Annotated in this window: 18 protein-coding genes; 8 read left to right on the top strand and 10 right to left on the bottom strand. The window is 56.7% G+C overall.

The features are described from left to right. The first annotated feature begins 13 nt into the window (after positions 1-13). From ACYZTL_RS01880 to ACYZTL_RS01905, 6 genes are all read left to right on the top strand, one after another. Positions 14-1,330, top strand: coding sequence for an MdtA/MuxA family multidrug efflux RND transporter periplasmic adaptor subunit (locus tag ACYZTL_RS01880; protein ID WP_461950323.1), 1,317 nt, complete (start codon positions 14-16; stop codon positions 1,328-1,330). Then, on the top strand, positions 1,327-4,431 hold the full coding sequence (locus ACYZTL_RS01885) for an MdtB/MuxB family multidrug efflux RND transporter permease subunit (protein ID WP_461950324.1): 3,105 nt from the start codon (positions 1,327-1,329) through the stop codon (positions 4,429-4,431). Before ACYZTL_RS01880 ends, ACYZTL_RS01885 begins: the two co-directional genes overlap by 4 nt. Further along, positions 4,428-7,535, top strand: a complete 3,108-nt coding sequence (locus tag ACYZTL_RS01890; RefSeq protein ID WP_461950325.1) for an efflux RND transporter permease subunit — start codon at positions 4,428-4,430, stop codon at positions 7,533-7,535. Before ACYZTL_RS01885 ends, ACYZTL_RS01890 begins: the two co-directional genes overlap by 4 nt. After that, on the top strand, positions 7,532-9,007 hold the full coding sequence (locus tag ACYZTL_RS01895) for an efflux transporter outer membrane subunit (RefSeq protein ID WP_461950326.1): 1,476 nt from the start codon (positions 7,532-7,534) through the stop codon (positions 9,005-9,007). Before ACYZTL_RS01890 ends, ACYZTL_RS01895 begins: the two co-directional genes overlap by 4 nt. Before the next feature lie 295 nt (positions 9,008-9,302). After that, a complete protein-coding gene (locus tag ACYZTL_RS01900; RefSeq protein WP_461950327.1) occupies positions 9,303-11,384 on the top strand; it encodes a putative bifunctional diguanylate cyclase/phosphodiesterase in 2,082 nt (693 codons plus the stop codon). 223 nt (positions 11,385-11,607) lie between these two features. After that, entirely contained in the window at positions 11,608-12,354 is a 747-nt protein-coding gene (locus ACYZTL_RS01905; protein ID WP_461950328.1) for an SDR family oxidoreductase, read from the top strand. Between the two features lie 177 nt (positions 12,355-12,531). Here the strand turns inward: ACYZTL_RS01905 and mapR are convergent, their stop codons facing one another. From mapR to ACYZTL_RS01920, 3 genes are all read right to left on the bottom strand, one after another. Further along, positions 12,532-13,941 (bottom strand): GntR family transcriptional regulator MpaR, encoded by a 1,410-nt coding sequence (mapR, locus tag ACYZTL_RS01910; protein ID WP_461950329.1) that lies wholly within the window; start codon positions 13,939-13,941, stop codon positions 12,532-12,534. A gap of 153 nt (positions 13,942-14,094) precedes the next feature. Next, positions 14,095-15,507 (bottom strand): cytochrome c oxidase accessory protein CcoG, encoded by a 1,413-nt coding sequence (ccoG, locus tag ACYZTL_RS01915; protein WP_461950330.1) that lies wholly within the window; start codon positions 15,505-15,507, stop codon positions 14,095-14,097. 195 nt (positions 15,508-15,702) lie between these two features. Further along, positions 15,703-15,936, bottom strand: a complete 234-nt coding sequence (locus ACYZTL_RS01920) for a DUF3203 family protein (protein WP_461950331.1) — start codon at positions 15,934-15,936, stop codon at positions 15,703-15,705. A 122-nt stretch (positions 15,937-16,058) separates the two neighbouring features. Here ACYZTL_RS01920 and ACYZTL_RS01925 point away from each other — a divergent pair, with 122 nt between their 5' ends. Beyond that, entirely contained in the window at positions 16,059-16,562 is a 504-nt protein-coding gene (locus ACYZTL_RS01925) for an MgtC/SapB family protein (RefSeq protein WP_461950332.1), read from the top strand. 108 nt (positions 16,563-16,670) lie between these two features. Here ACYZTL_RS01925 and ACYZTL_RS01930 read toward each other — a convergent pair whose 3' ends face one another. From ACYZTL_RS01930 to ACYZTL_RS01960, 7 genes are all read right to left on the bottom strand, one after another. After that, complete coding sequence (locus tag ACYZTL_RS01930; protein ID WP_461954386.1) at positions 16,671-16,847, bottom strand: hypothetical protein; 177 nt, start codon at positions 16,845-16,847, stop codon at positions 16,671-16,673. A 106-nt stretch (positions 16,848-16,953) separates the two neighbouring features. Continuing rightward, entirely contained in the window at positions 16,954-17,709 is a 756-nt protein-coding gene (locus ACYZTL_RS01935) for an ATP-binding cassette domain-containing protein (protein ID WP_461950333.1), read from the bottom strand. Then, positions 17,709-18,452, bottom strand: a complete 744-nt coding sequence (locus ACYZTL_RS01940) for an ABC transporter permease (protein WP_461950334.1) — start codon at positions 18,450-18,452, stop codon at positions 17,709-17,711. The genes ACYZTL_RS01935 and ACYZTL_RS01940 overlap by 1 nt, the downstream gene beginning before the upstream one ends. 11 nt (positions 18,453-18,463) lie before the next feature. Beyond that, the gene (locus tag ACYZTL_RS01945) at positions 18,464-19,672 is read right to left on the bottom strand and encodes a YcaO-like family protein (RefSeq protein ID WP_461950335.1); all 1,209 of its coding nucleotides are present in this window, start codon (positions 19,670-19,672) and stop codon (positions 18,464-18,466) included. After that, positions 19,669-20,466 carry a SagB/ThcOx family dehydrogenase gene (locus ACYZTL_RS01950; protein ID WP_461950336.1) on the bottom strand — a complete coding sequence of 266 codons (798 nt, stop codon included), beginning with the start codon at positions 20,464-20,466 and terminating at the stop codon, positions 19,669-19,671. The genes ACYZTL_RS01945 and ACYZTL_RS01950 overlap by 4 nt, the downstream gene beginning before the upstream one ends. Beyond that, the gene (locus ACYZTL_RS01955; RefSeq protein WP_461950337.1) at positions 20,447-21,328 is read right to left on the bottom strand and encodes an McbB family protein; all 882 of its coding nucleotides are present in this window, start codon (positions 21,326-21,328) and stop codon (positions 20,447-20,449) included. The genes ACYZTL_RS01950 and ACYZTL_RS01955 overlap by 20 nt, the downstream gene beginning before the upstream one ends. A 64-nt stretch (positions 21,329-21,392) precedes the next feature. After that, entirely contained in the window at positions 21,393-21,620 is a 228-nt protein-coding gene (locus ACYZTL_RS01960) for a hypothetical protein (protein ID WP_461950338.1), read from the bottom strand. Between the two features lie 800 nt (positions 21,621-22,420). Between ACYZTL_RS01960 and ACYZTL_RS01965 the strand changes: the two genes are divergently transcribed. Beyond that, on the top strand, positions 22,421-24,418 hold the full coding sequence (locus tag ACYZTL_RS01965) for an alpha-1,4-glucan--maltose-1-phosphate maltosyltransferase (protein ID WP_461950339.1): 1,998 nt from the start codon (positions 22,421-22,423) through the stop codon (positions 24,416-24,418). The last annotated feature ends 112 nt before the right edge of the window (positions 24,419-24,530 follow it).

The raw sequence follows: 24,530 nt of genomic DNA on the forward strand, positions 1-24,530 counted from the left end.
GCCCACGCGCCCAATGGTTGATCATTCAATGCAATCCTCCGCTTCCCGTAGTCCTCGTCGCTGGCTGTTCGGCCTGCTTGTCCTGTTGGTCATCGCTGGCCTGTGCTGGAAATTCTGGCCCGGCAGCGCTGCGCCAAAAGAAGGCGCAGGACAAAAAGCCGTGGCGGGGCACACTGGCCGTTCGGGTGGCATGCGTCCGGGCTTCGGCGGGGCGACCGGGCCGGTACCGGTGCGCGTGGCGCCGGCGGTCAAGGGTGACTTCCCGCTGTATTACAAGGCGCTGGGCACCGTGACGGCGCTGAACACCATCAATGTACGCAGCCGGGTGGGCGGCGAGCTGATCAAGGTGTCGTTCGAAGAAGGGCAGATGGTCAAGGCCGGCGATCTGCTGGCGGAAATCGACCCGCGCCCTTACCAGAACGCCTTGCTGCAGGCCGAAGGCACCTTGCTGCAGAACCAGGCGCAATTGAAGAACGCCCAGGTCGATGTCGAGCGTTATCGTGGCCTGTACCGCGAAGACAGTATCGCCAAGCAAACCCTCGACACAGCTGAAGCATTGGTCGGCCAGTATCAGGGCACGGTCAAGACCAATCAGGCGGCGGTCAACGACGCCAAGCTCAATCTCGAATTCACCAAAATCCGCGCGCCGATTGCCGGCCGGGTGGGCCTGCGCCAGCTCGACGTCGGCAACCTTGTTGCCGCCAATGACACCACGGCGCTGGCGATCATCACCCAGACCCAGCCGATCAGCGTGGCCTTCACCTTGCCGGAAAACAGCCTCGACGTGGTGCTGGCCCGCTATCGCAGCGGCGCCAAACTGCCCGCCGAAGCCTGGGATCGTGGGGACACCAAACTGCAGGCCACCGGCGTATTGCAGAGCCTCGACAACCAGATCGACGTCACCACCGGCACCCTGAAATTCAAGGCACGCTACGAAAACCGTGATCAGGCACTGTTCCCCAATCAGTTCGTCAACGTCCATCTGCTGGCCGACACCCTCAAAGACGTGGTGCTCGCACCGTCGGCAGCTATCCAGTTCGGCACCAATGGCACCTTCGTCTATGCGATGGATGGCGACAAGAAAGTCACGATCCGTCAGTTGAAAGTCGGCGCCAGTGACGGTGACAACACCGTGATCACCGCAGGCCTGGCGGCTGGCGATCGCGTGGTTCTGGAAGGCACCGACCGCCTGAAGGAAGGCAGTGAAGTGGAAGTGGTCAACGACACCAAGGACGTACCGACCACCCCGACCGGGCACCTGCAAGGCAAATCGGCGGTCAACGCGACTGAGCCGGCGACCACCGACAAGGCGAAAAAGGGCGGCGCATGAACATCTCGCGGCTGTTCATCCTTCGCCCGGTCGCCACGACGCTGAGCATGCTGGCCATTATTCTGGCCGGTGTGATCGCCTATCGGCTGTTGCCTGTGTCGGCCTTGCCTCAGGTCGATTACCCGACCATTCGTGTGATGACTCTCTATCCCGGCGCCAGCCCGGACGTCATGACCAGCGCCGTGACCGCGCCGCTCGAGCGTCAGTTCGGGCAAATGCCCGGCCTGACCCAGATGGCCTCGACCAGTTCCGGCGGCGCTTCGGTGCTGACCCTGCGGTTCAGCCTCGACATCAACATGGACGTCGCCGAGCAGCAGGTGCAGGCGGCGATCAACGCCGCAACCAACTTGCTGCCCAAGGACCTGCCGGCACCGCCGGTGTACAACAAGGTCAACCCGGCGGACACCCCGGTGCTGACCCTGGCGATCACGTCCAAGACCATGTTGCTGCCCAAGCTCAATGACCTGGTCGATACGCGCATGGCGCAGAAGATCGCCCAGATCAGCGGCGTCGGCATGGTCAGCATTGCCGGCGGCCAGCGTCAGGCGGTGCGGATCAAGGTCAACCCCGAAGCCCTGGCGGCCAACGGTTTGAACCTGTCGGACGTGCGCACCCTGATCGGCGCGTCCAACGTCAACCAGCCCAAGGGCAACTTCGACGGCCCGACCCGGGTCTCGATGCTCGATGCAAACGATCAACTGACCTCGCCCAAGGATTACGCCAACCTGATCCTGGCCTACGCCAACGGTGCGCCATTGCGGCTCAAGGACGTGGCGGAAATCGTCGACGGAGCGGAGAACGAACGCCTCGCGGCCTGGGCCAATGAAAACCAGGCGGTATTGCTGAACATCCAGCGTCAGCCCGGCGCCAACGTTATCGAGGTAGTCGACCGGATCAAGGCCTTGCTGCCGAGCATCACCGATAACCTGCCGGCCGGTCTCGACGTCACCGTGCTGACCGACCGAACCCAGACCATCCGTGCGTCCGTCACCGACGTGCAACACGAATTGCTGATCGCCATTGCGCTGGTCGTGATGGTGACGTTCCTGTTCCTGCGGCGCGCCAGTGCCACGATCATTCCTTCGGTGGCCGTGCCGCTGTCATTGATCGGCACCTTCGGCGTGATGTACCTCGCCGGTTTCTCGGTGAACAACCTGACCCTGATGGCCCTGACCATCGCCACCGGTTTCGTGGTGGACGATGCGATCGTGATGCTGGAGAACATTTCCCGATTCATCGAAGAGGGCGACAGCCCGCTGAATGCGGCGCTCAAGGGCGCCAAGCAGATTGGCTTTACGCTGATTTCCCTGACACTGTCGCTGATCGCGGTACTGATTCCGCTGCTGTTCATGGCTGACGTGGTAGGGCGTTTGTTCCGCGAGTTTGCGATCACCTTGGCGGTGGCGATCCTGATTTCCCTGGTCGTGTCTTTGACCCTGACGCCGATGATGTGCGCGCGGCTGCTCAAGCGTGAGCCCAAGGAAGAAGATCAGGGCCGTTTTTACCGGGCCAGCGGCGCCACAATTGACTGGATGATCGCGGCTTACGGACGCAAGTTAAAGTGGGTTCTCAAGCATCAACCGCTGACGTTGCTGGTGGCCATCGGCACACTGGCGCTGACCGTGTTCCTGTACATGGTGGTGCCCAAGGGCTTCTTCCCGGTGCAAGACACCGGGGTGATTCAGGGCATTTCCGAGGCGCCGCAGTCGATTTCCTTTGCGGCGATGAGTGAGCGGCAACAGGAACTGGCCAAGGTGATTCTGGCGGATCCGGCCGTTGAGAGTCTGTCGTCCTACATCGGTGTTGACGGTGACAATTCGACGCTCAACAGCGGTCGCCTGCTGATCAACCTCAAGTCCCACAGCAATCGCGACTTGAGCGCTACCGAGGTCATCGCCCGCCTGCAACCGGAACTGGACAAGCTGGTCGGCATTCGCCTTTTCATGCAACCGGTGCAGGACCTGACCATCGAAGACCGGGTCAGCCGCACTCAGTACCAGTTCAGCATGTCGTCGCCGGATTCCGAGCTGCTCAGCCTGTGGAGCGGTCGTCTGGTTGAGGCATTGGCCCAACGGCCGGAGCTGACCGACGTCGCCAGCGATTTGCAGGACAAAGGCTTGCAGGTCTATCTGGTGATCGACCGCGATGCCGCGTCGCGGGTCGGCGTATCGGTGTCGAATATCACCGACGCGCTGTATGACGCCTTCGGTCAGCGGCAGATTTCCACCATTTACACCCAGGCCAGCCAGTACCGTGTGGTCCTGCAGTCGCAGTCCGGCGAGAAAATCGGCCCGAATGCGCTCAACCAGATTCACGTCAAGACCACCGACGGCGGGCAAGTGCGCCTGTCCAGCCTGGCGCACATCGAGGAGCGTCAGGCGCAACTGGCGATCACTCACATCGGCCAGTTCCCGGCGGTGATGATGTCGTTCAACCTCGCGCCCGGCGTGGCGCTGGGGCACGCGGTGGAAATCATCGAACAGGTGCAGAAAGACATCGGCATGCCGATTGGCGTGCAGACCCAGTTCCAGGGCGCGGCCGAAGCATTCCAGGCGTCGTTGTCGAGTACCTTGCTGCTGATTCTGGCGGCAGTGGTGACCATGTACATCGTGCTCGGCGTGCTCTACGAGAGCTACATCCACCCGATCACCATTCTCTCGACCTTGCCGTCTGCGGCGGTCGGCGCCTTGCTGGCCTTGCTGTTGAGTGGCAATGACCTGGGGATGATCGCGATCATCGGTATCATCCTGCTGATCGGCATCGTGAAGAAGAACGCGATCATGATGATCGACTTCGCCCTCGACGCCGAGCGCAATCAGGGCATGGACCCGGAGACGGCGATCTATCAGGCGGCGCTGCTGCGTTTCCGGCCGATCCTGATGACCACGCTGGCGGCATTGTTCGGTGCAGTGCCGTTGATGCTGGCCACCGGTTCCGGCGCTGAGCTGCGTCAGCCGCTGGGTCTGGTGATGGTCGGTGGTTTGCTGGTGAGTCAGGTGCTGACCCTGTTCACCACGCCGGTCATTTACCTGTACTTCGATCGCCTTGGTCGGCGCTGGGGCCGCAAATCCGAGTCCGTGGAAGTGGTCGAGCAGCCATGAACCTCTCCGGACCTTTCATCAAGCGCCCGGTCGCAACGATGTTGCTGAGCCTGGCGATCATGCTGCTGGGCGGGGTGAGCTTCGGTTTACTGCCGGTGTCGCCGCTGCCGCAAATGGACTTCCCGGTGATCGTGGTCCAGGCCAGTCTGCCGGGCGCGAGCCCCGAGGTGATGGCGTCGACCGTGGCCACACCGCTGGAGCGCTCCTTCGGCGCCATCGCCGGGGTCAACACCATGAGCAGCCGTTCCAGCCAGGGCTCGACCCGGGTGATTCTGCAGTTCGACCTCGACCGCGACATCAACGGCGCGGCGCGGGAAGTGCAAGCGGCGATCAACGCCTCGCGTAACCTGCTGCCGAGCGGGATGCGCAGCATGCCGACCTACAAGAAGGTCAACCCGTCCCAGGCACCGATCATGGTGCTGTCGCTGACTTCGGACGTGCTGGAAAAGGGCCAGCTTTACGATTTGGCCTCGACGATCCTGTCCCAGAGCCTGTCCCAGGTGCAGGGCGTGGGTGAAGTGCAGATCGGCGGCAGTTCCCTGCCGGCGGTGCGCATCGAACTCGAACCCCAGGCGCTCAACCAGTACGGCGTCGCGCTGGACGATGTGCGCAACACCATCGCCAATGCCAACGTGCGCCGGCCGAAAGGCTCGGTCGAAGACGGCCAGCGGTTGTGGCAGGTTCAGGCCAACGATCAACTGGAAAAAGCCAAGGATTACGAGTCGCTGATCATTCACTACAACGGCGGTGCGGCACTGCGGTTGAAGGATGTGGCGAAGGTCAGCGACGGCGTCGAAGACCGTTACAACAGCGGTTTCTTCAACGATGACGCGGCGGTGCTGCTGGTGATCAACCGTCAGGCCGGCGCCAACATCATCGAAACGGTCAACGAGATCAAGGCCCAGCTCCCGGCCTTGCAAGCCGTGCTGCCGGCCAGCGTCAAACTGAATCTGGCCATGGACCGCTCGCCGGTGATCAAGGCCACTCTGCACGAAGCGGAAATGACCTTGCTGATCGCCGTGGCGCTGGTGATTCTGGTGGTGTTCCTGTTTCTCGGTAACTTCCGCGCCTCGCTGATTCCGACCCTCGCGGTGCCGGTGTCGCTGGTGGGCACCTTCGCGGTGATGTACCTGTACGGGTTTTCCCTGAACAACCTGTCGCTGATGGCGCTGATTCTGGCCACCGGGCTGGTGGTGGACGATGCCATCGTGGTGCTGGAGAACATCACCCGCCATATCGACGAAGGCGTGCCGCCCATGAAGGCCGCCTACCTCGGGGCTCAGGAAGTCGGCTTTACCCTGCTGTCGATGAACGTCTCGCTGGTCGCCGTGTTCCTGTCGATCCTGTTCATGGGCGGGATTATCGAAAGCCTGTTCCGTGAGTTTTCCATCACGCTGGCGGCGTCCATCGTGGTGTCGCTGCTGGTCTCGCTGACCCTGACGCCGATGCTGTGCGCCCGTTGGCTCAAGCCGCACACGCCGGGTGAAGAAAACCGCCTGCAACGCTGGAGCCAGCGCGCCAACGAGTGGATGGTCGGAAAATACGCCACCAGCCTTGACTGGGTGTTGCGTCACCGTCGTCTGACCTTGCTCAGTCTGATCGTGACAGTTGGCGTTAACGTTGCGCTGTATGTGGTTGTTCCTAAAACCTTTATGCCGCAGCAGGACACCGGCCAGTTGATCGGGTTCGTGCGCGGTGACGACGGCCTGTCGTTCAGCGTGATGCAACCGAAAATGGAAATCTTCCGCCGCGCCGTACTCAAGGATGAAGCGGTGGAAAGCGTCGCCGGCTTCATCGGCGGCACCAACGGCACCAACAACGCCTTCATGCTGGTGCGCCTGAAACCGATCAAGGAACGGGGCGTTTCTGCACAAAAAGTCATCGAACGCCTGCGCAAGGAAATGCCCAAGGTTCCCGGCGCACAGTTGATGCTGATGGCAGATCAGGATCTGCAGTTTGGCGGTGGTCGTGAACAGACCACCTCGCAGTATTCCTACATCCTGCAAAGCGCCGACCTTGGCGAATTGCGCCAGTGGTATCCGAAAGTGGTGACCGCGCTCAAGGCGTTGCCGGAGCTGACCGCCATTGACGCCCGTGAAGGACGCGGCGCGCAGCAGGTGACCTTGATCGTCGATCGCGATCAGGCCAAACGCCTGGGCGTGGACATGGACATGGTCACCGCCGTTTTGAACAACGCTTACAGCCAGCGGCAGATTTCGACAATCTACGACAGCCTCAACCAGTATCAGGTGGTGATGGAGGTCAACCCGAAGTACGCCCAGGACCCGATCACCCTCAAGCAGGTTCAGGTGATCACCGCTGATGGCGCGCGAATTCCACTGTCGACCATCGCCCATTACGAAAACAGCCTGGAAGATGACCGCGTCAGCCACGAAGGCCAGTTCGCTTCCGAAAGCATTTCCTTCGACATGGCCGAAGGCGTGACCGTGGAGCAGGGCACGGCAGCCATCGAACGGGCGATTGCCAGACTCGGCATGCCGGAAGACGTGATCGCGAAAATGGCCGGCACCGCCAACGCTTTCGCCGCGACCCAAAAGAGCCAGCCGTGGATGATTCTTGGCGCGCTGGTGGCGGTGTATCTGGTGCTGGGTGTGCTGTATGAAAGCTACATCCATCCGCTGACCATTCTCTCGACCTTGCCGTCGGCCGGGGTCGGCGCGTTGCTGTCGATCTATGCGCTGGGGGGCGAGTTCAGCCTGATCTCGTTGCTGGGGCTGTTCCTGCTGATCGGTGTGGTGAAGAAAAACGCGATTCTGATGATCGACCTGGCTTTGCAACTCGAACGGCATCAGGGCCTGGAACCGCTGGAGTCGATTCGCAGCGCGTGCCTGCAACGTCTGCGTCCGATTCTGATGACCACGCTGGCCGCGATCCTCGGTGCCTTGCCGCTGCTGCTGAGCCGTGCCGAGGGTGCGGAAATGCGTCAACCACTGGGCCTGACCATCATTGGCGGGCTGATCTTCAGTCAGGTGCTGACCCTTTACACCACCCCGGTGGTTTACCTCTATCTCGACAAACTGCGCCATCGCTTCAACCACTGGCGTGGGGTGCGTACTGATGCTGCTCTGGAAACTCCGCTATGACTGATCGTTCGCTTATCAACCTGTCTGCACCGCTGATGACGGCCCGAGGCTCGCGTTTGTTGAGCCTGTCGCTGTGCGTGGCGCTGCTCAGTGCCTGCGCCATCGGCCCGGATTACCAGCGCCCGCAAACCGCCGCGCCGGTGCAGTACAAGGAAGCGGCCGGCTGGCGTCAGGCCAACCCGAGCGATTCCCTGGCCCGTGGTGCCTGGTGGGAGTTGTATGGCGATCAACAACTGAACGGCCTGATCGAGAAGCTCAACAGCGCCAACCAGACCGTCGCCCAGTCCGAAGCCCAATACCGTCAGGCCCAGGCCTTGGTGCGCAGCGCTCGTGGTGCGTTTTTTCCGACCGTGGACCTGACCGTCGGGAAAAACCGTTCCAGCCAGGGCACCGGCAGCAGCAGTTCGAGCCTGACAAGTTCTTCCAGCGGGATCCGCGACACTTACACGGCCCAGGCCGGTGTCAGTTGGGAGGCCGATGTCTGGGGCAAATTGCGCCGAGGCCTTGAGGCGGACACCGCCAACGCCGAGGCGAGTTTTGCCGATTTGGCGGCGATGCGGTTGAGTCAGCAGTCGGAACTGGTGCAGAACTACCTGCAACTGCGGGTGATTGATGAGCAAAAGCGTCTGCTGCAAGCGACGGTCGAGGCCTATCAGCGTTCGCTGAAAATGACCGAAAACCAGTACCGCGCCGGCGTTTCCGGCAAGGACGCGGTGGCTCAGGCCACTACTCAGCTCAGGAGCACCGAGGCCGAGTTGGTCGATCTGATCTGGCAGCGCGCGCAGTTCGAGAACGCCATCGCCGTGCTGATCGGGCTGCCGCCGGCCGAATTCAGCCTGGCGGAAACCACGGATATCCCGGTGCTGCCCGACGTGCCGCTGAACCTGCCTTCGCAATTACTGGAGCGCCGCCCGGACATCGCCTCCGCCGAGCGCTCGGTAATGGCGGCCAACGCCAACATCGGCGTGGCCAAGGCGGCTTACTACCCGGACCTGACGCTGAGCCTGAACGGTGGTTACAGCAGCAGCACGTCGTCGAACTGGATCAGCGTGCCGAACCGCTTCTGGTCGGTCGGCCCGCAACTGGCAATGACCTTGTTTGACGGCGGACAGCGTTCCGCCGAAGTCGACCGCAGCGAAGCGGCCTATGACGAGACCGTCGCCAAGTACCGCCAGACCGTGCTCGACGGCTTCCGCGAGGTGGAAAATTATCTGGTCCAGCTCAAGGTCCTGGAAAACGAATCGGCCGTGCGTCAGCAGGCACTGGACGCGGCGCGTGAGTCCTTGCGCCTGACCCAGAATCAGTACAAGGCCGGGTTGATTGCTTATCTGGATGTGGTGGTGGTGCAAGCCACGGCGCTGAACAACGAGCGCAACATGCTGGACTTGTTGCAGAGCCGTCTGATTGCCAGCGTGCAGTTGATTGCGGCGTTGGGTGGCGGTTGGGACGGACAGCTCGAGCTCAACAACTGATACCTATATCCCTGTAGGAGCTGCCGAGTGAAACGAGGCTGCGATCTTTTGATCTTGATCTTCATGCGGCTGAAAAGATCGCAGCCTCGTTTCACTCGACAGCTCCTACACAGCGCCTACAAGGGGAGCGGGGGGGCAAGGATCCAGAGGAATCGCGAGAAATCAAACAAGCGTTTCATCGGCTTGATGGCACTTTGCTAAATTTTGTCAGTGCGTTCTTTCATGCAATCAGTACAATCGCCCGATTTGCCCCCCGAAAATGGAAGCATTACGGCGGGTCGTCGCGAGAAGTCCCATGCTCATCGGTAGCTATTCCCCCACGCTGGTTATCATCTCGCTTTTTGTGGCGATTCTCGCGTCTTATACCGCGCTCGACATGACCGGGCGCATCGCCACTGCCAGAGGTCGCGCAGTACATTTGTGGACGGCCGGCGGCGGTTTGGCGATGGGCATTGGCGTGTGGTCGATGCATTTCATCGGCATGCTCGCGTTTGAACTGCCAATCGACCTCGGCTACGACGTCACTTTGACGACCCTGTCGCTGCTGACAGCAATCCTGTCCTGCGGCTTTGCCCTGTGGCTGGTCAGTCAGCCACTCCTCCCGATCTGGCAACTGGCGTTCGGAGCGCTGGTGATGGGTGCGGGCATCAGCGCCATGCACTACACCGGCATGGCCGCCATGCGCATGCAGCCGGGTATCGATTACGACCCGACACTGTTCGTCGCCTCTCTGCTCATCGCCGTCGGCGCGTCGGGCGCAGCGTTATGGATCTCCTTTCGCCTGCGTCGGCACACGCCTTATGTCAACCTGATTCGAGGCGGCGCGGCGGTGATCATGGGCATTGCCATCGTCGGCATGCACTACACCGCCATGGCCGCCGCGCGTTTTCCCGACGGCAGTTTTTGTGGTGCGGCGGTCAGCGGTTTGAGCGGCAAGGGCCTGGACAGTCTGGTGCTGATCACCACGATGGCGGTGCTGAGCATTGCCTTGCTTACGTCGATTCTCGATGCGCGCCTGGAGGCTCGCACCGCCGGTCTGGCCCACTCGCTGACAGAGGCCAACCGCGAACTCACCCAATTGGCGCTGCACGACCCCCTGACCGGTCTGCCAAATCGGGTGTTGCTGGCTGACCGTATAGGCCAAGGCATGTCGAGGGTGCAGGAGCAGGGTGGCTGTTTTGCCTTGATGTTCATCGATCTGGACGGTTTCAAGCCAGTCAATGATGCATTCGGTCATCACATGGGTGACCAGTTGCTACGCGAAGTCGCTCTGCGCCTGCATGAGGATTTGCGTAGCCAGGACACGTTGGCACGGATTGGCGGCGATGAGTTCGTGCTGCTGGTGCAACTGGCCGATGAGCATGATGTACTGAGTCTCGCGTCCCGGCAGGTCGGGTTGATCGCGCGCTCGTTCCGCGTCGCCGAACATGATTTGCAGATCTCCGCCAGTGTCGGCATTGCCCTTTATCCGGGAAACGGCCAGACCGCCGAAGAACTGCTGATGAACGCCGACGCCGCGATGTATCACGCCAAGGGCACGGGCAAAAACGGCTACAGCTTCTTCGACGCCTCGATGAACAGCAACGCGCGCAAACAGCTGCAATTGCTGCAAGACCTGCGCAATGCAGTGGAGCAGCAACAATTCAGCCTCTACTACCAGCCAAAATTCAACGCCAGCAACGGCCGGCCAGTCGGCGCCGAGGCGTTGTTGCGCTGGGTGCACCCGACGCAGGGCATGCTGATGCCGGACAAATTCATCGAACTGGCGGAGAAGACTGGGCTGATCATTCCGATTGGCGATTGGGTACTCAATGAAGCCTGCCGGCAGATGCGCGAATGGTACGTGCTCGGTTACACCAACTGGCGCATCGCGGTGAACCTCTCGGCTTTGCAGTTTTGCAATGCGGGCCTGGTCCAGAGCGTTGCCAAGGCGTTGGCCACGCACCATTTGCCGGCCAACAGCCTGACCCTGGAAATCACCGAAACCACCGCCATGAGCGACGCTGATGCGAGCATGACGGTGCTTAACGAACTTGCGGAGATGGGGGTCGACCTGTCGATTGATGATTTTGGTACTGGCTATTCGAGTTTGATGTACCTCAAGCGCTTGCCGGCCAACGAACTGAAAATCGACAGGGGGTTTGTCCGCGACCTGGAACGCGACAGCGACGATGCGGCCATCGTTTCCGCCATCGTTGCCCTTGGCCAGGCGCTGGGTTTGCGCATCGTCGCCGAAGGCGTGGAAACCGATATGCAGCAGGATTTCCTGACTCAACTCGGTTGCGACTCGTTGCAGGGCTATCTGTTGGGGCATCCGCTGCCGGCGGAGCGCTTCATGGTAGATATTCTTCGCGCAGAGCAGTTGGCGGTGAGTTGACGCCCCCCTGTGGCGAGGGAGCTTGCTCCCGCTCGGCTGCGAAGCAGTCGTAAAACTATGGATGTGGTTTAACTGATGCACTGCGGCGCATGGTTCTGGGGCTGCTTCGCAGCCCAGCGGGAGCAAGCTCCCTCGCCACAGGACACCACAGACCCCATGCAAAACCCGCCAATGACGGTTATTCTTGGCCCCGACTGCCTACGCTTGAACGGGGAAAGCTCGCATGGACAAAGTCATCGTCATCACCGGCGGCAGCCGCGGCATCGGCGCCGCCACCGCACTGTTGGCCGCCGGACAAGGCTATCGGATCTGCATCAACTATCAGTCCGATGAAGAGGCGGCGCATAGCGTGCTGGAGCAAGTCCGCGCCCTCGGCGCCCAAGCCATCGCGGTACGTGCCGACGTCAGCATCGAAGATGAAGTGATCGCGCTGTTTAACCGGGTTGACGCCGAACTGGGCCGGGTGACCGCACTGGTCAACAACGCCGGCACCGTGGGACACAAATCCCGGGTCGACGAAATGTCCGAGTTCCGCATTCTCAAAACCCTCAAAACCAACGTCCTGGCGCCCATTCTCTGCGCCAAGCACGCCGTACTGCGCATGTCACCGAAACACGGCGGGCAGGGCGGCAGCATCGTCAACGTATCGTCGGTTGCCGCGCGCCTGGGAGCGCCGAATGAGTACGTGGATTACGCGGCGTCCAAAGGCGCGCTCGACACGTTCACCATCGGTCTGTCCAAGGAAGTGGCGGGCGAAGGCATCCGGGTCAACGCCGTGCGCCCCGGTTACATCTACACCGATTTCCATGCGTTGAGTGGCGACCCGGACCGGGTCAGCAAGCTTGAGTCTGCGATCCCGATGGCCCGCGGCGGCCGGCCGGATGAAGTGGCGGAGGCGATTGTGTGGTTGTTGTCGGATAAGGCTTCTTATGCGACGGGGACTTTCGTCGATCTTGGGGGCGGGCGTTAGGCCTCAATATTTGCTTTGTCTGTTCTGACCTCTTCGTCGGAACGCCGCCCGGAGCAAGCCCGCTCCCACAGTGGATTGGTGTGAACAAAAAACTGTGAGCACCCGCAAACCCTGTGGGAGCGGGCTTGCTCCGGGCGGCGTTCCGACGAAGGGGCCGGACCAGTCAACCTCAAACCTTCAGAATGACCGAACAATCCGCCCCAACGTCTCCATCGCCTTTTCCGCAGCCTCATCCCAAGGGCTGCCATAATTCAACCGAATGCAATTCCTGAACCGCTGGGCCGGCGAAAAAATCGGCCCAGGCGCAATGCTGATCCCCTGCGCCAACGCCATCTGAAACAACTTCAACGAATCCATCTGCGCCGGCAGTTCCAGCCACAAAAAGTACCCACCGGCCGGCTGACTGACCCGAGTGTGCGCCGGAAAGTAGCGAGCAATCGCCGCCAGCATCGCGCTCTGCTGTTCTTCCAGCGCATAACGCAATTTGCGCAAATGCCGGTCATAGCCACCATGTTGCAGGTAATCGGCAATGGCCGCCTGAGCCGGCATCGACGCACAAAGCGATGTCATGAGTTTCAGGCGCTCAATCTTCTGCGCATACCGCCCGGCAGCCACCCAGCCAATGCGATAACCGGGGGCCAGGCTTTTGGCGAAGGAGCCGCAATGCATCACCAGCCCTTCGGTATCGAACGCCTTGGCCGGTTTCGGCGCTTGTTGGCCGTAATAGAGTTCGGCGTAGACATCGTCCTCGATCAGCGGCACTTGATGGCTGCGCAACAATTCCACCAGTTCCTGTTTCTTCGCCTCGGGCATGGTGGCGCCCATGGGGTTCTGGAAACTGGTCATGCACCAGCAAACCTTGATCGGGTGGCGCTCCAGGGTTTGCGCGAGCACGCCGAGGTCGATACCGTCGCGCGGGTGCACGGGGATTTCCACGGCTTTGAGCTTAAGACGTTCGAGGATTTGCAGGCAGGCGTAGAACGCCGGTGCTTCGATGGCCACCAGGTCGCCGGGTTGAGTGACGGCTTGCAGGCACAGGTTCAACGCTTCCAGCGCGCCGTTGGTAATCAGCAGTTCTTCCATGGGCAGCATCAGGCCGCCGACCATGTAGCGCAGGGCGATTTGTCGGCGCAGTTGCGGGTTGCCCGGCGACATGTCGGTGACGACCATGCGCGGGTCCATGTCCCGGGTGGCGCTGGCCAGTGAACGGGACAGGCGTTGCAGCGGAAACAGGGTAGGGCTGGGGAAGGCCGAGCCGAAGGGGACGGTGGTCGGGTCCTTGATCGAGTCGAGCACCGAGAACACCAGTTCACTGACATCGACTTCGGTGGATTCATTGACCTGGCTGCTGATCACTGGCTCCGAAAACGGGCTCGGTGCATGGGTGTTGACGAAATAACCGGAACGCGGGCGGGCGCGGATCAGGCCACGGCGTTCTAGCAGGTAATAGGCCTGGAACACCGTGGACGGGCTGACGCCGTAGGTCTGGCTGGCGTAGCGCACCGACGGCACGCGCTGGCCGGGGCCGAGGACGCCGGAGCGGATCAGTTCAGCGATGTCATCGGCGAATTTTTCGTAGCGTTTCATCGAGTGCCCGGTTTGAAGTTATTCAGTTGATGCACTGTTGTGGCGAGGGAGCTTGCTCCCGCTCGGCTGCGTAGCAGTCGTAAATCTTTTGGGGGCGCTTCGCACCCCAGCGGGAGCAAGCTCCCTCGCCACAGAGCACCGCAGTCTAAGGGATCAACGATTCATCGGCGCAACAAACCGGCTGTCCGCGACGCTATAAACCTCGGGTTCATCGCTGTCGACGATCTTGAAGCTGATGCTCTGCGAACTGCTGCTTGGCCGTTCTGTAGTCATCGCCACGGACACCGGCACGTCAACAATCTCGCCGGGCGCCAGGCTCAGTTCGGTCTTGCCTTGCAACTGGAAGCCGTCGCCATCGACCAGGGTCAAACGGTAGTCCTGACGTTGCTGGGTTTTGTTGATGACCTTCAGGCTGTAGATGTTTTCGATCTGCCCCAGGCTGTTTTCGCGGAACAGTCCACGGTCCTTGCTGACGTCCAGCGAGACCATCGGCCGCTCGACAAGCGTTAGGGCGAGGGCGCCGATCATCACCAGCAACACCGCGGTGTAGCCGATCAGCCGTGGTCGCAGCAGGTGGGTTTTGCCCCCCTGCAACTCATGCTCCGAGGTGTAGCTGATCAGGCCACGGGCGTAGCCCATTTTGTCCATGATCGAATCACAGGCGTCGATACACGCGGCGCACCCGATGCATTCCATTTGCAGGCCGTCGCGAATGTCGATGCCGGTCGGGCACACCTGTACGCAGAGCTGGCAATCGATGCAATCACCAAGGCCGACCTCGGCAGGTTTCACGTCACGTTTGCGCGGGCCACGGTTTTCGCCACGGGCGACGTCGTAGGAAATGGTCAGGGTGTCCTTATCGAACATCACACTCTGGAACCGCGCATAAGGGCACATGTGCATGCACACCGCTTCACGCAGCCAACCGGCGTTGATGTACGTGGCACCGGTGAAGAACAGCACCCAGAACAGGCTGACGCCGCCGATCTGCAGGGTCAGCAGTTCTTCGGCCAGCGGCCGGATCGGTGTGAAGTAGCCGACAAAGGTCAGGCCGGTCAGCAAACTGATTGCCAGCCACAAGGTGTGCTTGGCCGCGCGGCGCATCAGTTTGTTCAGGCCCCAGGGCGCGGCTTGTAGCTTGATCCGCTGGTTGCGTTCGCCTTCGGTAATCTTCTCGCACCACATGAAGATCCAGGTCCAGGAACTCTGTGGGCAGGTGTAACCGCACCAGACGCGTCCGGCAAACACGGTGATCGCAAACAGGCCGAACGCAGCAATGATCAGCAACGCCGACAGCAGGATGAAATCCTGCGGCCAGAAGGTCGCGCCGAAGATGTGGAATTTGCTTTCGGAAAGGTCCCAGAGCACCGCCTGGCGGCCGCCCCAGTTCAACCACACCGTGCCGAAGAACAGCAGAAACAGAAAACCCGCGCCGCTCATGCGCAGGGTGCGGAACAGGCCGGTGAAGCTGCGGGTGTGGATCAGGTTGTCGCTGGATTTGGCCTTCATCTTGGGACGCAAAGGCTCAAAGGTTTCTACGGTTCGGACGGGGATTCTTTCGCTCATGGTCTTTCGCTCATCAGCCTCCATCAGGCCGGGTCACTATGAGCGTCGATCTGTTTGCATAACAGACTCAGATATCACAATAAAAAGCGGATCAGATGAGCGCTGAGCCGCTGCCTGCGACAACTTGATGCACCCGCCATAACGGGATGCGGGCGCCTATGACAGGCGCCCGCAGAGGGTGTTGATCCGGGTCAGTCAAATCACCGAATCACTGTCGGTGACCTTCAGATGCCGGCGACCATCCACCGCACCTGCTACGGTCAATGCATCGGCTTCTGCTTCGGTGATGTAGATGCGCTGGCCATCGATGTCTACCGCCGACATGGCTTGGTCGCCGTCGGTGACGATAGTGACGTCGGGACACAGGCGGATTTCTTCGCCGTTCTCGGTGATGAAGAAGCAGGTCTGGTTTTCGATGCGCACAGTCATGGAGAGGTCCTTTTTTCTGCGGGTTCTACAGGGTTAGGGCATAACCGGCGGCCATCGTTCTGTGCAACCGATTAATGGTCTGCGCGGTCCATCCTCTAGCGGTCATTTACAGGGATTGCACCATGAACGCCTGGTGGCATGAAGTTTGGGTGACGCTGCAAGCGGAGTTCGCCGACATCGGCGACGCCTCACAACTGACACGTGTAACCGTGAGACTGCTAATCGCTGCCCTGTTGGGCGGGATTCTCGGTTTCGAACGCGAGCACAAGGGCAAGGCCGCCGGTGTGCGTACGCACATGCTGGTGGCGCTCGGTGCCGCGCTGTTTGTGCTGGTGCCGCAGATGTCCGGCTCTCAGGCGGATGCCATGAGTCGGGTGGTGCAAGGGGTGATCGCCGGGATCGGCTTCCTCGGCGCCGGGACCATCCTGAAAAACCAGGAAGGCGACGAAGGCCATGTGAAAGGCCTGACCACCGCCGCCGGGTTGTGGATGACCGCGGCCATCGGTGTTTCGGCCGGGTTGGGGCGTGAAGCGACGGCGGTGTTCAGTACGTTGCTGGCGCTGGCGATTTTCAGTGTGATGCCGAGGATCGTGAAGATACTGGATAAGGACAAAGATTCCTTGTAGGAGCGAGCTTGCTCGCGATGGACTTGTGAACGCTGCGCTGTGTCAGGTTTGCAGCGTTATCGTTGGCGATCATCGCGAGCAAGCTCGCTCCTACAAAAAACGGCGGAGTCAGGGACTGACAATCACCGGCGGCATGGTTTCCGGCGGATCTTCCCGCGGCGGCGGTGTGGTGCCCGGTGGCTCCTGCTCGGGCACCGGCGCAGGTTCGGTTGGCGGAATCGCCGGGCTGTCGATTTCGTTTGTCGCGGTTGGGAAATAAAGCAGATCGTAGTTGAATGTTTTCAAAATCAGGCCAGCCGTCGTTCAGTAATTCACGGTTGAGCGCAGTTTTCTTTGCGCTCACGCTTTCTGCGAAGCTGCTGGCGCGTATAAATATTGTTGTCATATCTGACTACTCTGGCTGATGTTGTGTTTTATCGTATTTAGGGCCGCTTGCGAAATCTGGTTCAGTAACGGCGCGGATAAATGCGTCGTCTACGGTTTCGGCTCCATACCGGCGCATGAACTCTGAGCCACTGGAAAAGCGATTGAAGCGTTGCTGGCTAATCATGTAAAAGTAGGTGCAGTTGTTTATTACTTCATCAACGTTGTGTGATGACACCAAAATTGCCGCACCATCTCTGGCGGCACCATGAAGACATTCCCAAATATAGTAGCGAAATTCAGGGTCCACACCGGCGGTAGGCTCATCGAGGATAACGAAGTCAGTGGATATTGATAACAGGGACAGCGTGAAGAACCAACGCGTCTCTCCATAACTGCACAATGAAGATTTTTTGTTCCAGATTTCTTTGTATCGACTGACTATCGTTGGGCTCCAGCAACTTAATTTTTCTAGCGCACGGGATTGTGTCATATGTTCATCGGAGGACAGTGCGATGATCATCTTGAATATGTCACGCATGCGTAGGGAAGGGGGGGTTGTAATTGTCTGAGACAGGTAAGCGAAATCGGAAAAATCATTTTTTATCTCGCCAGATGTTATTTTTTTTAGTTCGCAGGCGATATCGAAAAATGTTGTCTTTCCTGATCCGTTGGGGCCTAAGATGCCAACGATGGACCCTTCAGGGATTTCTAGAGATGCTTTACTTAAAATCACTTTATTTTCATAGAAGAAATCAATGCATTTTGCTCTAAATTCGCGCATCAGTATCTACTCCAAACAGGGTTGATTCTTAAGTGCCTTAGTAGTCCGAAAGCCGATAACGCAGATAAAACAGTTATTAGCGCAACCGTGGTTTTATTAAAGCTCAAGTCTTTTGTCATTAATTGATTTGCAATTGTTAGAGGGTTGGCCGAGTTTATTGTGTCGATAGTCCCGCTTGTGTTGCTGGCTCCCATTACTCCGAAGATAAGCATGCAAAACGAACAAATGGATAGTAGTGTATTCGAATTATGAAAATTAATTGGAAGCAGCGTGAACAAGGCGCCGATGCTGCAAAACATGACAAAACAAACGTAGAAGCGCAAAATAATATTCAGTAACTCCTCGAGCTCATAGTCGCCAAATGGAAGTTTTGTCGCCAGGTAAAAAGTTGAGCAGTATGCAATTGAAATTAACGAGTAAGCAAAAAAGTGCGAGTAGAGAAATATGATTTTTGATTTTTTTGAATAAATAAAGGATCTAATAAAGCCACTTTCTCTTCTGCCAATTATGTAAAATGCAAATCCAAACAAAGCTACGCTGGACGCTACATACGCATAAAACCATGCCGATGCTTCCATGTAATTACTCTGAAAGTAGTTTGCGTCCTGTCTTGTTATTGCAAAAAAATAAAAAAGTGCACAAGGCGAAATCATAATCCAAAATAATGCGATAGGTTCTTTAAGTTGTTCTTTTATGAACAGACCTGCTAGGGTGAAAATTCTAGAGTTTATATTTTTTTTCATGATTGCTATCCTTAAGGAAATGGAACCATTTCTTTTTTTCGACTTTTATCTATAGATTTGAAAAAAGGAGCCGAGTAATCATTGTCCAGATTGATATTTTTTGAATTATCCATATGCATAAATAAAGACGGCGAAGTGAATTTGCAGAATGTATAACCGGAATCACCTATTTTGGTTGTTTTAATATATAGATACCCTTCAATATTTTGTACTCTTAATGCCTGTATCAATCCTGGAGTATCGAACCCGAGAATTGACTGCAGAGGAGATGGTGGGAAGGGTGAGCGTTTTAGATGTGATGTGATCTCCTCAAATGTTTTGTAAGTATCACAATTCATAAAATGACGAATGTAAGAGTCCTGAAGCGTATTTGGGTCTCTTCGGAAAACTCTAAATAGATTCATAAATCTGAATGTTTGCCATAACTCTAGAATGGATTTTTCCAATGCCGTGACTTGGTTTTCCGCGTAAGACATCCCTGCGCAATAATGAACATTTCGGTTTCGGTCATTGTTGCCGTAAACAGTCAGCAGGCACACGCCGGGAAAGTTGTTGTCGGAAATATCGATTGTCGTGAGCTCTCCCGACTTTGAAAGAACTTTATATAAACCATATGCGGATGTTTTCTGGATTGCATTTGATATTTGATCGGGATTTACCATTCCAACACATTGCTTGGTTAGCCAGAATCGAGTAAGAAACTGTCTTTCCAGCAACTCCTTGATAGAGCCAAAAATGGCAGATTCTGAGCTTTGATGAAAGCTACACCCACAAGTGTCTCGACTCGGATAAATATTATCGTCTTCGTCATTGCCGTGGTGAGTTAACGAAATACAAATAGTGGGAATGGTGCATCTGGAAAAATCGGAAATACGAACTACTGAACTCATATTGAACTGTCTGCTTGCGAGATTGCTTATGTCCGCATTCGGTGCAGCAGTTTGTCCAAAGGCTTTTATAAATTTCCTTACCTCAGTTGGGCTCAGGCCCTTTTCCAGGGTGGACGTACAGTCACGTAATACTTCCAGATAAAAATGCCGGCGCTCAAAATATTCGCCCAAAGCAGTCTTTATTGCCCCTGAGCTATTACCAACTCCGGATCCGATATTGCGCCATTGGTCGCCAACCTCAACACTAAAGGGGAAATCAAACACGCAAGGGGGTTGAATCCATAACTCTTCTGGCAACTCCGAACTCAAGCCGTAACTTAATATATTCATTTGGTGCCTCCTATAAACTGCACGCACGAAGGATAGAAAAGTGTAGGGTTCAGGCCTAGCGCTTTGCACACCATATTGTCGGTGTATCCTGACCATTGACGGCTTTTAAGCTTTAATGCTTTACATTGAAGGTCAACTAGCATGTACATTGACCCGGTTTCCATTAGTGCCAGTCTGTATCCGCGATAACGATACTTGAATAAGGTTTTTGGCATGTACATCATATAAATTATGGCGTGACTAGGATTGCCTATGCCATTTCCAGTTGGCAGTATTGCGTCTTTCAGGAGGCTGATATCATGGCTATCTTGCAATACTTCAAATTTTCTCGAATTAGGAAGTAGGTGCAAAATTTTTTCAGAGCATGGCCAGATATTCAATGGCGACAAGGAGCAACAAAATACTTCTACAGGATACAGCGCGCCCGCGCTTGGGTAGCCTCGCTTATGGGTGTTCTCGTTCTTTCTTAGCAGTGGGCTAATCAGCTGTCTTATGGACTCAAATGTTACAGCACCGCCATCAAAAAAATCGCATGAAAAATTTCGATGCAGGGGGTTTATAGCATTCAACGTTTTCAGCAGTGGACCATTTAAAGTAATATCCATATCCGGATAGAGTTGTAGTTCATTGCCTGTCAAGTCGGCTAGTAGTTTCGGTTCTAGGTTGTTAAGATGGGAGATATTTCTAACGCAATCATGGATTGTGAAATTACCTTTGCAATGGAATTCCAGTGTGTCCTCGTAAACTCTTGGCTCGAGAAATTTCAAATAATAATCATGCGGTATATTTTTCATTTTTTGACCTCAGGCAGTTACAAGAATGCCAGTGCGGACTTGGCTCTTCGGTAATGGCACCTTTATTCAAATCTACTATCATTGACGAAAGAACATTGTCTTGATATCTGACTTCTTGTCCGTGCTCAGTGTGAAGTTTTATTTTTTGAGATATAGCACCGATAGCCAGATTTCTTTGTAATACACTTAACTGCTGTGAGGGCAGGGTGATGTTGCGCTCCATGCAGAACTTTAATAATGCCGACCATGAGTTTTGTGTGTTGCTGCATTTTTCGTAGTTCAACTGCCTATCGATCAGGCAAAAATGACAAGGATTTCCAACACTTGCGATGTACGGTTGATCGATCCTGAAGGTCTTGCCATTTAAATAAGCGGGAGAGATTGCGCTGTTGGGCGATGAATCTGCCAAATTGAAGTATATTTTTTTAAGTTTTGAATAATTATAATGCAAGCAAATTATAACGATGAAATACGAGTCGCCCTCAGCTCGCTCTAACAGCCTGTCTAGATCTTCAGTTATTTCGTATTCGCAGGTCAGCTCTTGGCCAATTATCGTTTCGATCTCTTTCTTTTCCTTCCAGTCATGAGCTATCAGCGCTTTTTTGAAGTACGCCATTGGAGCTTGAGGCTTTAGTCCTATCGCATTCTGCAAAAATAGGTAAGCCTCTTTTTTTGCTAGTTTGTTTTTTGACACTATTTTGTTAAATGTCAATTCTGTTACGCACGTCCGGTGCTGTTTTTTTAGTTCTTGTAAAACGTTTACCAGTTTTGCGGAGGTCGTTTTTGAGGCCCCGATGCTGGAGACTATTAACGATTCGTTCGGTAGGTTTATTATGTCGTATTCGCTGTAAACAAGATTCATCCAACATCTCCTAAGGGATCTTCCATTAATGGAAGATCCTTTTAGTCAGAAAATTTCAGACGGTTTAGCATCGAGTCGAACTACATTGCCTTGCAACCACCTGTGCCACCACCACCTGTCCCACCCGCGCCTCCACAGCCGCCATTACCTCCACCGCTACCTCCGCTGCACCCACCTCCACCTCCACATCCTCCGCTGCCACCACAACCTCCTTGTCCTCCAGAGCCTCCAGCAATTTGCGGATTAGTGTTTGAACCAACATCATTTCTGAAGTTGAAAAGAACTTCGCCAAGTTTTTCGTTTTTCATTTTTGTTTTTCACTCATCGTAGTTACCACTCGGGATTGAGTGGCGGTGTTAGATTTAGAAGATTGCTTACGTTATTGCAAGCGGGCAAGTAACAGCGTGTAGGAGCGTTCGTTCATCCGTCCAAGAATGGTCTTACAAAGAATTGGGAAGGTTCTTTTGGCTGTTTAAATGCCGAGAGGGAGGTGGGGCTAAAAGACGATTCTAACTTTCTTTAAAAAACTGTGTTTTAGTCGTTGCACATTGGAGAGGGGCATGCAAGCAGCATCTGTAGGACTAAACAAACAAACTCGTGGTAATTCGTAGTTTTTTTCTTAAAAAAAAGCGACAGGCGGTAGTCTCCTTTTCAGAAATTGGTCACTCTAAATGCTTCCTCAATGAAAGTGCCTGTCGCAAATGTACAGCTAGGATTGCCTTAAGCCTTGACCGAAGGTTCTTCGTTCGGAGGATCGCCCACCGGACATTGAACTCCGGGTTTCGGTGGGTCCTGTGCTGGTTCTGGTTCCGCTGGTGGCAGAGTCGGGCTGTCGATATTCGGATCGGGTGTTTCGGCCGGGATTGGAATACTCATCGTTGAAGCCTCCAGTGGCACATGGCGTAAGACGTGCTTAAGTGGATTGACCATTGCGCACAGGAATTGATTCCACCGGAGATCCGGGCAAATCCCCGTGAACTTTACCGAGGCCTGCCGCTCGGAACCTAAGTGAGTTCATTCCGGGGCCGACGGCTTTACGCGATAGACGACCCTGCACAAGAGCGTCCATGGGGCGTACAGGAGAGATGCTCGATGACTGCTGAAAAACCGACAGAGCTGAACTACAACCCTCACATGCCGCTGTCGCAGGCATTACTGCTGCCGCGCATCGCCATTGAAAACACCATGCCGACCCTCGATGGCGGGCAATTCGCCGTCAAAGCGGTGGAGGGGCAAGGCGTGATGGTCACGAGCAAAGTGTTTGCCGATGGCCACGACAAACTCGCCGTGCGTGTGCGCTGGCGTGCCGACGGTGATGAAACCTGGCAAAGCGAAGCCATGACCGACCTGGGCAATAACGGCTGGCAGGGACAGTTTCGTGTGAGGTCACAGGGCCGTTATGTCTTCTGCATCGAGGCCTGGATCGATCAATTCGCCAGCTTCTGCTACGAGCTGGAGAAAAAACACACGGCCAGAGTGCCAGTGAGTCTTGAGTTGCAGGAAGGGCGAACCCTGGTTCAGCAAGCGGCCGAACGCACGGAGGGACCACTCAGCGAAGCGCTCGCGGCGTTGCACCAAGAATTGGCCGGGCTGCTCGAAATCGAGCAGGTGGCGCTGTTTCTGCACCAGCGAAGCGCCGACCTGATGGCTCAGGCCGATCACCGCGCCTATTTGAGCTTCAGCCCCGAGTATCCGCTGGATGTCGAGCGTGAACTCGCGCAGTTCGCCAGTTGGTATGAGTTGTTTCCGCGTTCGATCACCGATGATCCGGCGCGTCACGGCACCTTTAACGACGTGCATTCGCGGCTGCCGATGATCCAGGACATGGGTTTCGACGTGTTGTATTTCCCGCCGATCCACCCGATCGGTCGCAGCTACCGCAAAGGCCCGAACAATTCCCTCACCGCCGGTCCTGACGATCCGGGCAGCCCGTATGCCATCGGCAGCGAAGAGGGCGGGCACGAGGCGATTCACTCGGAACTGGGCACCCGCGAAGACTTCCGTCGACTGGTGGCCGCAGCTGCTGACCATGGCCTGGAAATCGCTCTCGATTTCGCCATCCAGTGTTCCCAGGACCACCCGTGGCTCAAGCAGCACCCAGGCTGGTTCAACTGGCGGCCGGACGGCACGATCAAATATGCCGAGAACCCGCCGAAGAAATACCAGGACATCGTCAACGTCGACTTCTATGCCGCCGAGGCGATTCCCAGCCTCTGGGTCGAACTGCGCGACGTCGTGGTCGGTTGGGTCGAAGAGGGCGTGAAGATCTTTCGCGTCGACAATCCGCACACCAAACCGTTGCCGTTCTGGCAGTGGCTGATCGCCGATGTGCGCGCGCTGCACCCGGAAGTGATCTTTCTCGCCGAAGCGTTCACCACGCCGGCGATGATGGCGCGATTGGGCAAGGTCGGTTATTCGCAGAGCTACACCTACTTCACCTGGCGCAACACCAAGTACGAACTGTCGACCTATTTCAGCGAGCTCAACCAATCGCCGTGGCGCGAATGCTATCGGCCGAACTTTTTCGTCAATACACCGGACATCAACCCGGCGTTTCTGCATGAATCCGGACGCGCCGGTTTTCTGATCCGTGCGGCCCTGGCAACCATGGGTTCCGGGCTGTGGGGCATGTATTCAGGTTTCGAACTCTGTGAAGCCGCACCCGTGCCGGGGAAGGAGGAATACCTCAACTCCGAGAAGTACGAAATCCGCCCCAGGGACTTCAACGCGCCGGGCAACATCATCGCCGAGATCGCCCAGCTCAACCGCATTCGCCGGCAAAACCCGGCCTTGCACACGCATCTGGGCCTGAAGATCTACAACGCCTGGAACGACAACATTCTGTTTTTCGGCAAACGCAGCGAGGATGGCAGCAACTTCATTCTGGTGGTGGTCAGCCTCGATCCGCATAACGTTCAGGAGGCGAATTTCGAATTGCCGCTTTGGGAAATGGGTTTGCCCGACGATGCCAGCACTCAGGGCGAGGATCTGATGAGCGGTCACCGCTGGACGTGGCACGGCAAGTACCAGTTCATGCGGATCGACCCGGCGCATCAGCCGTTCGGGATTTGGCGAATCACCACCTCTTGAACACACCGCGCATCCTGTGACCACACATCTATTGCGGGAGAGTGAATGACTCTGTAGGAGCTGCCGAAGGCTGCGATCTTTTGATCTTGATTTTGATAAGCAAAGTCAAAAG

This window comes from Pseudomonas sp. LB3P81 (assembly GCF_054897965.1).